The following is a 13,121-nucleotide window of genomic DNA, read 5'->3' as shown; positions in this document are numbered from 1 at the left end:
TGTATGAGTACGAAAAAAGGGATTTTATCTAACGCTAACTGTTTATTTAACAGGTACTCCCCCGATATAAAACTCAAAATCCGGGGCAATTTTCCGGCCATTTGGCATCATGAGCCATAATCTTAATAAATGGCGTTTCTTGTGTTCTTCTTCGTAATCCTCAAAATGGGTCCGAGAATGAAAAACGGAATAATTATTGACGAATTGCATATCACCCGGTTCCATCATCATATCAATATGAAAGTTTTCAATATGAGTAAGGGAATCTATAAAATCAAATGCTTCGATTTCCTCTTTTGATAAAGAGATACCTGTTTTCGTTTGCGCTGATTCGACATATTGCCGCATATATCTGCAGCTTAATTTACCATCGTAATAGCTAAAGATTGGTGATGGAACTACTGGAGATCGACCTGCTCCTTCTTCCCCGCGAAGATCATGATCGAATGGACGAAAGAGGATGTCAAGGTACTCTGGGTGCTTCTCCAAAATCTCATTATAGATCGCCATCGCACTTGCGATACTGCTTAAACCGCCAGATTTCGCTTTGCGAAGACATAATAATCCGACGACATCGGCGAGGTCTGTGTGATAGTCAAGGTGTACATTTGTCTGGTAACCACGTACTTTTGTATTATCATTAAAGTCTTTACCTACGTTTTTGATATGCCCTAACAGATCCCCTTTTTTGCTTTGGATAATCGGCAGACCCAAGTGAAGTCCGAGACCCCAGTAAATAATAGCCGCTTCTTCATCAGTATATCGGTCCATTGGTAATCCACGAATTAATAGAAACCCTCTCCCATTCTCCAACTCGTCTACAAAATAAGCAATTTCATCAGCAAGACCTGAAATTGGGAAATCCTCCTTTTTAAAATCAGGTGCCTTTAATCCTTTTTGTTGAACATGTAATACAGCCTTTTCAAGAACTGCGAGAGTTTCCTCTGACAGATAATAAATCCATGAATCATCCTTAGCCAATTCAGTACCTTTCCATGCTGATCTCCCTTGAACTTTTTCCTTTAAAATGCTCGACATAAATATGCCTCCTTCAAGAATATGTTTTTTGGAATTCGCATTTGTTAGAGATTGCATGTATAAATTGACTGACTATTGCGAATTTATTATTTCTAGTTTAATTATAACTATTAATTAAGTAAAATTATTATTTTTAACTTGTAAATAAGTATTGTTAATATTTAATCTCAACCAATCTCTCAAACTGACATATTCAAAAAACTAAATTCCTTGCTGGAAATGATTTAAATGTTCAATTGTTCCTCTGCTTTTATCGCTATGTGACTTTTCTTTGTGGGACGTACACCGATCCAGAACAATAATCCGATAACAAACATGCCCAAAGCAGTTACTTCAAACCCATAACGATATCCGATTACCTCAGTCGCGGAATATTGGATAAGATATCCGAATACGAGTGGAGCAATAATACTTGTTGAACTTGAAAGAGCAATGAACGTTCCCTGTGCTTTTCCAATATTTTGAGGAGAAAAGAAATCCATTAATATGGCAGGTGCAAGGGAAAGAATGACATACGCAAAACCTGGAGCAAGTGTAAAGAACAGTATGGAAATTGCGCTTGAATTCACAGTAATGGCCAGGTATACACAAATTGCAGATAACACCATCATAGAACTGGCGAGATTTATTCGTGCTTTTCGAATATCCCCAGTTTTGCGATAAAGCCTATCTGAAACAAGCGAAAATCCGATTTGGCAAATGGCGGCGAAAAGAAAAGGTAAAGACACCGCAAGTTTCAATGTTTGACCATTAAAGTGTTGAACTTTCGTAAAGTATGCGGGAAACCATATGGCCTGAATAGATAATAACCAATAGGCACATCCTCCACACAAAACGGTAAATATAAAATTTTTAGACAGTAAATGTGGAAGAAACTCACGCCAAGAAACCTTTGAAAGGCTGGATGTTTGCTGAGCCTCCATATGAAATGAGGGCATCCCGATTTCTTCGGGACTTTCTTTACCGAAAACGATCCATAGGACTAGCACAATCAGTCCAACAATCCCCATGAATATAAAGGCAGATCTCCATCCATATTGACCGATTAAAGAGATTAATAGTGGCGATGCAATTGCTGAGCCCCCTGTTGTTCCTAAAAGAACGGCGCCAAAGCCTATACCATGTCTATGTTTCGGAAACCATTTTCCCATTATTGCCGTTGATAGAGCAGGAGCTGGGCCTTCTCCCGCACCCAGGATCATTCTTGTGATAACCAGCATTGACAGACTGGAAACAAAAGGTGTAGCAAATTGAATCGTCAACCAAATCAATGACATCCAAGTCAGCATTTTTTTCGTGTTTTTAGAGTCTGCCATGCCTCCAAGAATGATAGAGGAAAGGACAAAAAACCAAAAGAAGGAGCTTCCCACCATTCCCCATTGGGAAGGACTTAAATGGAACTCTTTCATGACGGGAACGGAAACCAAACCAATCACAATTTTATCTACTTGGTTGATCATACCGCTAATAACTAGAAATATTAATATAATCCAAGAATATTTGGGAGTTCTCAATATTTAAATCCTCCTTATTTTTGCCATCAAGGGAACACCTTTTCCCGAAAACTGAAAAGGTGCTCCCCATCAAATAATCTAACAATGTTGTCATGAAATGGATTATAAAGGTAAGTCTTCCGGGCTGAGCCGTATTACTTTAAGTTTTCAATAATACCACCAGATGTTTTCTGACGGACAGGAATACCGCCGCGGCCAGGTTTACCTGTTTTCTCATCAATAAACATCGCAAAATCAGGCGAAATTTCACGGCCGTTTTGCATCGTAAGCCACAATCTTAATAAATGACGTTTGCGTTCCGGTTCTTCATAGTCTTCGTAATTGGTACGTGAGTGAAGAACGGTATAATTATTGACGAACTGCATATCACCTTCTTCGAGCAACATATTATAATGCATATTTTCATCATGAAGGAGGGAATCCAGTACGTCTAATGCTTCAATTTCAACTTCTGACAATTTGATACCTGTTTTCTCTTGTGCTGATTCGATAAATAAACGAACATATCTGCAGCTCAATTTACCATCATAAAAACTAAAGATTGGTGATGAAAATACTGGAGATTCACCTGGCGCTTCCTCTCCGCGACGATCAAAGATGAATGGACGGCAAAGAATACCAAGATATTCTGGGTACTTCTCCAGAATTTCATTATAAACAGCCATCGAACTTACGATGCTGCTGTGACCCCCGGATTTTCCTTTACGAAGGCTCAATAATCCAACAACATCAGATCCATCTGCGTGAAAAGGAAGATGCAGTTTTGTTTGATATCCGCGAACATTAGAATCTTTTAAACTTAGACCTTGATCTTTGACATGCCCTAAAAGATCGCCATTTGCGTTTTGTGATACTGGAATGCCCATGTGAAGCCCGAGACCCCAGTAAATAATGCTCGCATCTTCATCTGAATACCTTTCCATTGGTAATCCACGAATTAATAAAAACCCTCTTCCATTCTCCAGTTCTTCAACAAAGTAAGTGATTTCATCGGCAAGATCAGGAATTGGGAAGTCCTCCTTGGTAAAATCAGGTGCTTGTAGACCCTTTTGTTTAACATGGGATAACGCATTTTCTAGAGATTCAATCGTTTTTTCTGACAAATAATAAACCCATGATTCATCTTTAGCCAGGTCAACACCTTTCCACGCTACTGGTCCTTTAACTTTTTCCTTTAAAATGGATGACATAAATAATCCTCCTTCAATAATATGGTAAGTTTATAACTTCACTTCAATTAATTGTCTTAATTCTCTGCGCAAAATTTTTCCAGTTGAGTTCTTTGGTAACTCTCTCAAAAACTCTACTTGATTAGGAAGCTTGTACTTCACTAGTCGCTCCTGACAGAATTGGATAATATCATTCTCGGAAATCTGCTCATCCTTGACTGCGATAAAGGCTTTTACTTTTTCCCCGTACTCTCCATCCGGGATACCAATTACTGCTGCTTCTACAACTGCAGGATGTTGAAACAATACTTCCTCTACTTCACGAGGGTACACATTGTATCCGCCAATAATAATGATGTCCTTTTTGCGGTCAACAATGTAAATGTATCCATCCTCATCCACTGTTGCCAGATCACCTGTGTAAACCCATCCATCTATTAAGGCGGATGATGTAGCTTCCAACATTCCCAAATATCCCTTCATAACATTTGGTCCTTGAACTACTAATTCTCCTACTACTCCTCTAGGTAATTGTTTCCCCTCTTCATTTACCACCTTAGTTTTAACACCTGGAATATTTAGACCGATTGAGCCGGGCTTGCGAATTCCCTTTAAAGGATTGATGGCAACGAGAGGAGCAGTCTCAGATAGGCCATACCCTTCCAAAATAAAAACATTAAATTTGTTTTCAAATTTTTGCAGCAGCTCGACCGGAATCGAAGCACCCCCAGATATACACACACGAATTGATAAGAAATCCTCCGCCGTGGAATCAGGAAATTGATAAAGGAAATTGTACATAGTTGGAACGCCGGCAAACACAGTAACCTTTCTTTCGCGAATAGTGCTTACAAGTTGGAGCGGGCTGAACTTAGGCATGATCAGGACCGTTGCCCCACAGGCAATTGGCGCATTTAGACATATAGTCATACAGAAAACATGAAACATTGGAAGGACAGCTACTACTCGATCTTTATCATTAAGTTCAATTAATTTTGAAATGGCGTCAGCATTCGAAGCCAAGTTTTTATGCGTTAACATCGCACCCTTTGGTTTACCAGTTGTTCCTGAAGTGTAAAGAATGACTGCTAGGTTTTCTTCGTTGATGAAAGGGTTTTCATAATTGTTATTATTTGTTTCTATCAGTTGCTTCCATGTACTTTCATGATCTTCAGCGTCCGTATAGATTACGAGCTTTAGATTTTCCAATTGATCCCTTATGTCTTTTAACTTATGTTCTACGGAAACTTGAGAAATAACCGCTTTGGCTTGACTATTGTGTAAAATGTAGTTTATCTCCCCCTTGGTAAACATGGGGTTTATCGGAACAACATAAGCTCCTAGCCGTAAAATGCCGTAATACGCAATAACAAATTCAGGGCTGTTTCCTAATATTAGCGCCACTCCATCACCCTTTTTGATTCCTTGGGCAAACAAACCGGCAGCCAATCCTTCAACCTGCTTATTTAGTTCATGATAAGTAACACTTTTATCTTCATAGATACAAGCGATACTATTTGGGTAATTCATTGCACTTCTTCGCAGATTTTCGTCTAAGTTATAACTCATTAATAATCCCTCCTTTTTCTCACATAGGCGTTTTGTTTACCTTCTATTGTGAATATTTAAAATATTATTACATTAAGTATATTAATAAATATCAGTTATATAAAATTAAAGATTTTAATCTGTAAATAAAAAATACTAATATGATAAAGAGATTCAGTCATGAACATTAAGAAATTTGTCTGTTGATTTCCGCTCAAGAAGCTCGCTTTCCGCGGGCGGTCAGGGGAGCCTCCTCGGCGCTGCCTGCGCCTGCGGGGTCTCTCATGACCCACTCCCGCAGGACGTTGAATCATCATCTTTGAATCAACACCGCACGAAGGAAATGCGATAGCATTTTCGAGGATCGAGCTCCTTCCGCTCCAATCAACATTGCGGAAAAATTATCATAAACTTTGTACATATAGTGGTGCCTGTCACCTTTTGGGACAGCCTCCTTCTTTTCGGTCCATATCTACCTATAAAAAAATAAAAAACCACTTTATGAAAAGTGGCTTAAACATCAGAAACCCTTATTTATTAAGGGTTTCAATCTATTTATTTCGCTGGAGTTCGAAAATGCAGAAAAAATGTAACCGCTTTATATCGCTTCGACAATGATTGATACGCCTTGTCCACCGCCAACACATAAGGATGCCAATCCAATTTGTTTCTTTTGTCGTCGTAATTCATGGACTAGGGTAACCACGATCCGTGCACCTGAACATCCTATTGGGTGCCCTAAGGCAATGGCTCCTCCATTAACATTTATAATCTCCTCTGGCAAACATAATTCTTTATTTACAGCCAGTACTTGTGCTGCAAAAGCTTCATTTAATTCTGCCAGTTCAATATCCTGGATGGTTAGATTTGCTCTCTCAAGGGCTTTCTGTGTCGCCGGCACTGGCCCAATCCCCATAATAGAAGGTGCCACTGCAGCACTTGCAACTGAACGAATTTTGGCAAGTGGTTTTAAGTTGTATTCCTTTACTGCTTGTTCAGAAGCAACAATAACAGCCGCGGCCCCGTCATTTAATCCAGAAGAATTTCCTGCAGTCACCGTTCCATTTTCTTTAAAAGCTGGTTTCAGATTGTGTAATTTCCCTAGATTGGTATTTTTTATACTCTCATCTTCTGTGAATATCCCGGTACCTTGCTTGGTTTTTATCTGAATTGGAATGATTTCCTCTTGGAATTTACCCTGTTCTCTAGCTTTAAGCGCCTTTATCTGACTATCTAAAGCAAAAACATCTTGTTCTTCCCGCGAAATTTGATAGCGTTCCACTAGATTCTCAGCTGTAATCCCCATATGGTATCCTTCAATTGCACAATGAAGTCCATCATGAAATAGTGCATCTACCGTCCGTAAATCTCCCATTTTCTGTCCCCACCTGGCATTCAACACCAAATGCGGGACATTGCTCATACTTTCTGTCCCCCCTGCGATCACAACATTTGATTCTCCAGCTTGAATTTGGTGGTAGGCTAGTGTAATTGCACGCAAGCCAGATGCACATTGTTTATCTATTGTCATAGCAGGTACTGACACAGGTATCCCGGCGTGGATCGCAGCTTGTCTAGCAGGGTTCCCTTTGACTCCCGATTTAAGTACATTACCTAGCACGACCTCATCAATACATTCACCCGAAAGGCTGGATCGCTTCCAAACTTCCTTCATGACTTCTGTTGCAAGTTGCACAGCACCTACATCTTTCAATGAACCACCAAAACTCCCAATAGGAGTCCTAAGAGCCTCTACTAAATAAACATTTTCCATACACTATCCCCTCATTTCTTATTAAATTAGTTTTCTTATTTAATAAATATACACATACCCACTTTCGAATCAGCATGAACGAGGGATTGCTTTGCTTCTGGATTTTCACTTTTTAGGGTCATAGTTCACTTCACTCCTTTCCCATCCTATTTCCTAAATTTTCTGAAAAATCATTTATTACACTAAGCATACTCATAAATTTTGATTAAATAAAATTAAAGATTTTAATTTAATTATAAATATCACTTATATAAAAGCTATTTTGTATACTAAGATGGCTTGCTGGGTATATTTCAAAGCTTGTCCGATGAAGATCAATCAAAGATATCCTTTTCTATTGTTGATAACAGATGATTGACAGTTTCGTACATATCAGTTCAACAAGAAAAAATGACCGCTGCAGCGATTATTTTCTTTCATTTCTGCTGGAACCCCATCTTGAACTCTATCACCCGTTAGTTAATGAGAAAACAGGATAGCCGTAGCCATCCCATCTTTAACGAAAGCCCCGTTATTGGATTAATATATTTAACTTCATTGGACCATCCCCTGCATACCAATAATCTTTATTGATTCCATACACTAAGTTTACAAGACTTTAATATTCAGATGATATGATGGTTTTACCAACAAATGAGGAGGCAATATAAATGAATGTACGTGCTGTATTTATTGATATGGATGGTACACTACTAAAAGCCTCAAACAACATTTCCCGCCGAAATATGGAAGCCATTTATAGGCTCATTGATCAGGGGGTCAAGGTTTTTTTAGCTACTGGTCGACACTATGAAGTAACCGCTCCCTACCATAAAGAAATTGGTTTACGAACTCCTATGATCTGTTTGAATGGTGCCGCGATTTACGATGAAAAGACAGGAAAAGCTATGCAAATGAAAACCGTCCAACTGAATGAAGAACGATTCCACCATCTGACCGCTGAAAATCCTTGTAATATTATTATCCATACTGCAAATGGGCTTTATTGTAAGGAAACAAATGAAGAAATCGATTACTGGACAAAAATTGGGCAAATTCCGCCACGGTATATCGGAGATTTAAGACAGGCAAATTATCAAAATGTTCTTAAATATAGTGTTCTAACAGGTGAACCAAGTAATGATTTATCTGCTTTGTTTAAAAAGGAAGCAGACGTAATCAATTGGAATAACGGGTTTGAATTAGTTGCTCCTAATGTTTCCAAATGGTCTGCTATAAAAAGTTTACTTCGCGCATTTCGAATTAGTCCAAATGAAGTCGTAGCCATCGGAGACGGACCCAATGATATAGAGATGCTTCGTCATGTCGGTACTGGAGTAGCAATGGGGAACGCTAGCGAAGAAGTTAAAGCAGCGGCTGATTTTGTTACAGAACACCACGAAAATGATGGTGTAGCTGAGTTTATAGAACGTTATCTTGATAAATCATATAAATCATATGTGATTTAGGGTTATTTAGAAGGCAATATGGCGAAATTAAACAAAATTATTGTGGTAATATAACCCAAATTAAGGAACTGCCACAAGGCAGTTCCTTATTTAATGTCACCGTCCAGGTAACAACATTTGAAGGTGCCCACAGTCCCCCACATGACTTAGTGACGATCACTTTTAGTAATGAAAAAACCATAGAGTGGCAGGCTATTGATTTCAAAAGAAGAAGGTTAAAGCCGAACGAAATAACTAAATGCAGGCATCCTTTGTAAAAAGGGTGCTTTTTTCTTCGGATACTGCTGCTTTAGCTAAAAAAAAAAAAATAACCGCCGCAGCGATCATTGCCGGAAATCGATCTTTCACTCAAGCACACTTTACTTTAAGTACAATTCTTCACAATCAGTATATAGTTAGTCATTTCGTTATTATTTTAGTAAATAGTGAATTACATTGTTAATCATGTAGGAAGCAAAAACTAACATAGAACCCATCCAAAAGTAATTTGATTTTATAATTTCGATAAATGTCATTTTATTCTTGATTCCCTTTAAAAAAGTCCTGACAAAATAAACAATTACCAATAACAACAAGAAAACATCCATCAAAAACGCACCAAATGGCATGATAACCTCCCGTTGATAAAAATCAAAACCTGCCGAAACAGGAGTTCTATTTTATAACTCATATAGCTAAACTTCTAAAGTTTTATCGAAAATCATTCTAAAGGTATCCTACACCGTTAGTAAAAAGTATTCCTGTTATTACAGAAACGTCCCTGTTAGTTGAAGATCAAAACGGATTATAGATACAGTTCCATTTCACTATCTTTATCTGTAAAACCCATTTTTTTATATAGGGGTTCCCCACCTTTAGAGGCGTGCAACCAAATTCGTTTAACTCCACTTTTTTTACTTTCTTCAATACAATGTTCAAGTAATCTTCTTGCCAAACCTTTTCCACGATATTTGGGAACAGTGTACATATTAAGAATGTAGGCTTCAATACCTTGAAGATTCTCTAAATATGGTGGTCTTTTAAATAGAACCATACCACTAATACTTACAGGTTTACCATTCGTTTCAGCCATATAGGATATAAATTCATTGTTTGAAAGTGAAGTTTGTAAATACTCCCTTGTTGAAGTTTCCATAAGTTGTTCTTCTTGAGGAGTATTCAATTCGCCTAACTCCTTTAAAAGTGTCAGCCGTAAACATATTATTGTATCGATATGTTCAAGGGAAACTTTAATAAAATTAAACATCACAAACACCCCTTTCATTTGACATTGTTCATTTATATTCCTCATTTTGGGTAAACTTTCCTTCTTCAACAAACCTGCCACGTTAGCGAAATAAGAAACGGGCTGCAGTAGCAACCCTAGACTTTGAACTCAAGCACCCGTTCGTATTATAAGGTCACCAGATATTTCTGGTTGACCATTTTTTATATGGTTTTATTATTACGGTAGCCGGGGTAGAACGTAAGCACCCGTGGGGCTTAGATCCCGTAAAGTAAACAGTTCGCCCCCTACTTGTAGAAACATGTTTGAGGCTGGTTGGGACATTGATCTCGTATAACAAGCGAAGCTATGATACTGCAAGAAGGATTAGGGGTACCGGTGAATTTCATTATTGGAGGAGGAGATTTAAAAATGAATCCAGTCGTAGGTCTGGATGTAGCTAAAGGTGAAAGTCAGGTTCAAGCTTACTTGGAAAAGAAAAAGCCATACAAAACTAGTTTTAAAGTAACACATACCCTTGAGGGACTAGAAAATTTACACCAATTTCTTAGAGAAATTGAGAGTTTAACTGGGGTTAAACTTCCGATCGTACTCGAAGCTACAGGGCATTATCATACCCCTGTTGTACAGTATTTTGAGGAGAAGGATTATTTATTAATTATTGTTAATCCTCTTATCTCCTATCGAGCTAAGAGCTCGAGTTTACGGAAAGTAAAAACAGATATAATCGATGCTAATCATCTCTGTGAATTGTACTATAAAGAGGATTTAGAGCCATATAAAAAGCGTGGGATTCAACTCTTAAACCTTCGTAATCTTACAAGACAACACGAAAACTTAACAGGAATATATGTACAAGCTAAGCTACAGTTTCAAGCAGTTCTTGATCAGGTTTTTCCTGAGTATAGAGGTGTTTTTGGGGATTTATATTCTGTTGTTTCTTTACTTACTCTACTAGAATATCCTACATCTAACGATGTCTTAGAAGCTGAAGAAGAAAGAATAGCAGCTAAAATCAAGGAGCACTGTAAAAGTCGTTCTCGTAAGTGGGCGGCTACAAAGGCAAAGGAACTGATAGTTGCAGCAGCACGGAATCCTTTTCGGAAAACCTTATATCAAAGCCATATATTAACCCTAAAAATGTATATCAATATGCTTTTAGAATACCAAAAGCACCTATCTGTGTTTGAAGTTGAGATAGATGCTTTAGCAAAAGAACTTATAGAATATAAGATTATCCAATCCATCCCTGGTATCGGAGAAAAAATCGCTGCAACGATTATTTCTGAAATTGGTGAGATTGATCGGTTTAATCACCCAAAAAAACTTGTAGCATTTGCCGGAATTGACCCTAGTATCTTTGAATCAGGAAGGTTCAAAGGAACTGTAAACAGAATAACAAAAAGAGGGTCCAGCAGACTAAGACGTGCATTATATTTAGCTGTTAAATGTGCCATCCGTGATTGTCGTAAAAAGAAAACGACCAAAGATATCATCCCGCGCAACAAGAGATTACGAGAGTTCTATGATAAGAAACGCGAAGAAGGAAAGCTTTATAAAGTAGCTGTAATAGCCTGTGCAAATAAGCTTTTACAATGGATCTACGCAATATTAAAAAACAACTCGACTTTCCAAGATATAGCTTAAATAATAAATAAAACTAATCAATACAAAACCTTCCAAAAGTAGAATTTAGGAAGGTTATTTGGCATGCACATTTTTAGTATATCATGAAACATTTTAAGTTTTTAATAAAAAATGTTGACAAACTATTAGATGGTTTACTTTAAGTACAATACTACACAAAGTAATGAATAAAACTTTTCAAAAAATACTGTAACAATTCTTCTCTCACAGTTGAAGGTTTTATGGCTTTCTTTATAACTACCTCAACAAATTGTTGTTTTCGTTAAACGGAGCATGGGATTCCTTATATGTAAGTCATCAACTATTTTCCACAAGTTACCTTTTCTTTCCCCTCCACTTACTGGGATTTTGCAGACTTGAAAGGAATTTCATCATACAATTTGATTAGAAAGTCAATGAGAGGAGGAAATTAAAAGAACATTTATTGACAGACATCAAGAGCTTAAACGATTATACTTTTAGGTGAAAAGAGGTGTCAGAAATTTGAAACTTTTCCTTAATATTGACAAAGTAATTAAAGAAACGAGAGTTACCATCGAAGGGCCTGAGTTGGACGAAAATATACAGGAACTAATTGACTTCATCTATGGAAGGGAGCAACAATTCCTAATTGGAAAAAAGGGAGAAATGCAACATATTCTCAAACCGGATGACATCCACTATTTTCATACTGAAAACGTTCATATTATCGCCGTAACGGAAACAGATTCATTTATTTTAAAAGAGAAATTATATGAGCTCGAGGCCATGCTCCCTTCTAAAAAATTTATCCGCCTGTCTAAATCGGTTATCGCCAATTTGAATCAATTGAGCCGTTTTGAAGCATCATTCAATGGTACACTCTGCGTTTACTTCAAATCAGGAAAGAAAGAATATGTGTCTCGTACCTATGTCCCTGCGATTAAAGAAGCTCTAAAATTGAATAGGAGGAAAGTAGAATGAAAACATTTATTATCCGTAGTTTTATCGGTATTTTCTTCGGAAGCTTTATTGCGGTTTTAATCACCAATTTGAATATCCTTTTCGGTGGCTTAGAAATGATAGATGGACCATTATTTTTGAAAAGCTCCATAGGTTCAGTTCTCTGTGGCTGGATTTATTTAGTCAGTTCTTTGTACTTTAAAAACAGGAATTTGAAACTTGCCCAGCAAACCATTCTTCAGTTTTTAACCGTCACGATCCTATACCTCATCTTGGCACTCACGATCGGATGGATCCCATTTAATATCATAAATATTTTGTTAACACTCTTAATTTCCTTTGTCGTCTATACGATCTTTTGGGTTGCATTTTTTCTTTACTTCAAAAATCAAGCACGGAAATTAAATGATTGTTTAAAGAAACTATGAGAATTGATGTTTATGGGCTACTGGGACCGCTTATAAAAACGGTGCATCTTTCTTTCAAACCTTCATTTTTCACAGTTTTCTAACTTTGTTAGAAGCAATAAACTTGATAAATATAAAAAATAGCAAGCCAGTGTTTTATAACTGACTTGCTATTTCTTTTTTATGTTCTGCCATTTTTCTCAATGTGTAGCATTTTAATAAAGTTTAATTAAAATGAAATCACAAACCCTGGTTTATTATTAAACACAAGAACTCCATTTTGAACAAAGATTGATTAAAATGGAGTCCATCTTTCTAACTAAGAATAAGATTTTTATAAAAAAGTTGGATCATTTTCTATATGTGTTGCTTCACAATCGCGCCCGATTGCTGAATATCGTTATTGAAGTAAAGCCTCCGATAGTTTAAG

12 protein-coding genes are annotated in these 13,121 nt (G+C 37.3%); 5 read left to right on the top strand and 7 right to left on the bottom strand.

The genetic code is table 11. The annotated features are described in order from the left end of the window. Nucleotides 1-42 precede the first annotated feature (42 nt). From BN1082_RS14225 to BN1082_RS14205, 5 genes are all read right to left on the bottom strand, one after another. A complete protein-coding gene (locus tag BN1082_RS14225) occupies nt 43-1,038 on the bottom strand; it encodes a TauD/TfdA family dioxygenase (protein ID WP_090635264.1) in 996 nt (331 codons plus the stop codon). A 224-nt stretch (nt 1,039-1,262) separates the two neighbouring features. Continuing rightward, nucleotides 1,263-2,552, bottom strand: a complete 1,290-nt coding sequence (locus tag BN1082_RS14220; protein ID WP_090635263.1) for an MFS transporter — start codon at nt 2,550-2,552, stop codon at nt 1,263-1,265. Nucleotides 2,553-2,686: 134 nt separating this feature from the next. Continuing rightward, on the bottom strand, nt 2,687-3,742 hold the full coding sequence (locus BN1082_RS14215) for a TauD/TfdA family dioxygenase (protein ID WP_090635262.1): 1,056 nt from the start codon (nt 3,740-3,742) through the stop codon (nt 2,687-2,689). 30 nt (nt 3,743-3,772) lie between these two features. Next, entirely contained in the window at nt 3,773-5,290 is a 1,518-nt protein-coding gene (locus BN1082_RS14210; protein ID WP_090635261.1) for a long-chain-fatty-acid--CoA ligase, read from the bottom strand. Between the two features lie 577 nt (nt 5,291-5,867). Further along, nucleotides 5,868-7,043 (bottom strand): thiolase family protein, encoded by a 1,176-nt coding sequence (locus tag BN1082_RS14205; protein WP_090635260.1) that lies wholly within the window; start codon nt 7,041-7,043, stop codon nt 5,868-5,870. A gap of 650 nt (nt 7,044-7,693) precedes the next feature. Between BN1082_RS14205 and BN1082_RS14200 the strand changes: the two genes are divergently transcribed. Together BN1082_RS14200 and BN1082_RS28905 are read left to right on the top strand one after the other, a co-directional pair. After that, entirely contained in the window at nt 7,694-8,491 is a 798-nt protein-coding gene (locus tag BN1082_RS14200; RefSeq protein ID WP_090635259.1) for an HAD family hydrolase, read from the top strand. After that, the gene (locus tag BN1082_RS28905) at nt 8,476-8,748 is read left to right on the top strand and encodes a DUF3888 domain-containing protein (protein ID WP_090635258.1); all 273 of its coding nucleotides are present in this window, start codon (nt 8,476-8,478) and stop codon (nt 8,746-8,748) included. The genes BN1082_RS14200 and BN1082_RS28905 overlap by 16 nt, the downstream gene beginning before the upstream one ends. 153 nt (nt 8,749-8,901) lie before the next feature. Here the strand turns inward: BN1082_RS28905 and BN1082_RS14190 are convergent, their stop codons facing one another. Beyond that, nucleotides 8,902-9,099, bottom strand: a complete 198-nt coding sequence (locus BN1082_RS14190; RefSeq protein WP_090635257.1) for a hypothetical protein — start codon at nt 9,097-9,099, stop codon at nt 8,902-8,904. Nucleotides 9,100-9,275: 176 nt separating this feature from the next. Further along, complete coding sequence (locus BN1082_RS14185) at nt 9,276-9,737, bottom strand: GNAT family N-acetyltransferase (RefSeq protein ID WP_090635256.1); 462 nt, start codon at nt 9,735-9,737, stop codon at nt 9,276-9,278. A 390-nt stretch (nt 9,738-10,127) separates the two neighbouring features. Here BN1082_RS14185 and BN1082_RS14180 point away from each other — a divergent pair, with 390 nt between their 5' ends. From BN1082_RS14180 to BN1082_RS14170, 3 genes are all read left to right on the top strand, one after another. After that, nucleotides 10,128-11,363: an IS110 family RNA-guided transposase gene (locus BN1082_RS14180; protein ID WP_090635255.1), complete on the top strand. Its 1,236-nt coding sequence runs from the start codon at nt 10,128-10,130 to the stop codon at nt 11,361-11,363. Nucleotides 11,364-11,846: 483 nt separating this feature from the next. Beyond that, the gene (locus tag BN1082_RS14175; protein ID WP_090635254.1) at nt 11,847-12,305 is read left to right on the top strand and encodes a LytTR family DNA-binding domain-containing protein; all 459 of its coding nucleotides are present in this window, start codon (nt 11,847-11,849) and stop codon (nt 12,303-12,305) included. Next, nucleotides 12,302-12,712: a DUF3021 domain-containing protein gene (locus tag BN1082_RS14170; protein ID WP_090635253.1), complete on the top strand. Its 411-nt coding sequence runs from the start codon at nt 12,302-12,304 to the stop codon at nt 12,710-12,712. Before BN1082_RS14175 ends, BN1082_RS14170 begins: the two co-directional genes overlap by 4 nt. Nucleotides 12,713-13,121 lie beyond the last annotated feature (409 nt).

Origin of the sequence: Neobacillus massiliamazoniensis, from assembly GCF_001048695.1 — a bacterium.
GTDB lineage: Bacteria > Bacillota > Bacilli > Bacillales > Cytobacillaceae > Neobacillus > Neobacillus massiliamazoniensis.
The sequence above is the reverse complement of the archived record's forward strand: the minus strand, read 5'-3'. Positions and strand labels throughout refer to the sequence as shown.

What these genes read in the sequence shown, in the direction of transcription:
- BN1082_RS14210 (WP_090635261.1), bottom strand. Translation starts at nt 5,290, where the DNA reads ATGAGTTATAACTTAGACGAAAATCTGCGAAGAAGTGCAATGAATTAC.
- BN1082_RS14185 (WP_090635256.1), bottom strand. Translation starts at nt 9,737, where the DNA reads ATGTTTAATTTTATTAAAGTTTCCCTTGAACATATCGATACAATAATA.
- BN1082_RS14215 (WP_090635262.1), bottom strand. Translation starts at nt 3,742, where the DNA reads ATGTCATCCATTTTAAAGGAAAAAGTTAAAGGACCAGTAGCGTGGAAA.
- BN1082_RS14170 (WP_090635253.1), top strand. Translation starts at nt 12,302, where the DNA reads ATGAAAACATTTATTATCCGTAGTTTTATCGGTATTTTCTTCGGAAGC.
- BN1082_RS14180 (WP_090635255.1), top strand. Translation starts at nt 10,128, where the DNA reads ATGAATCCAGTCGTAGGTCTGGATGTAGCTAAAGGTGAAAGTCAGGTT.
- BN1082_RS14200 (WP_090635259.1), top strand. Translation starts at nt 7,694, where the DNA reads ATGAATGTACGTGCTGTATTTATTGATATGGATGGTACACTACTAAAA.
- BN1082_RS14205 (WP_090635260.1), bottom strand. Translation starts at nt 7,043, where the DNA reads ATGGAAAATGTTTATTTAGTAGAGGCTCTTAGGACTCCTATTGGGAGT.
- BN1082_RS14190 (WP_090635257.1), bottom strand. Translation starts at nt 9,099, where the DNA reads ATGCCATTTGGTGCGTTTTTGATGGATGTTTTCTTGTTGTTATTGGTA.
- BN1082_RS14225 (WP_090635264.1), bottom strand. Translation starts at nt 1,038, where the DNA reads ATGTCGAGCATTTTAAAGGAAAAAGTTCAAGGGAGATCAGCATGGAAA.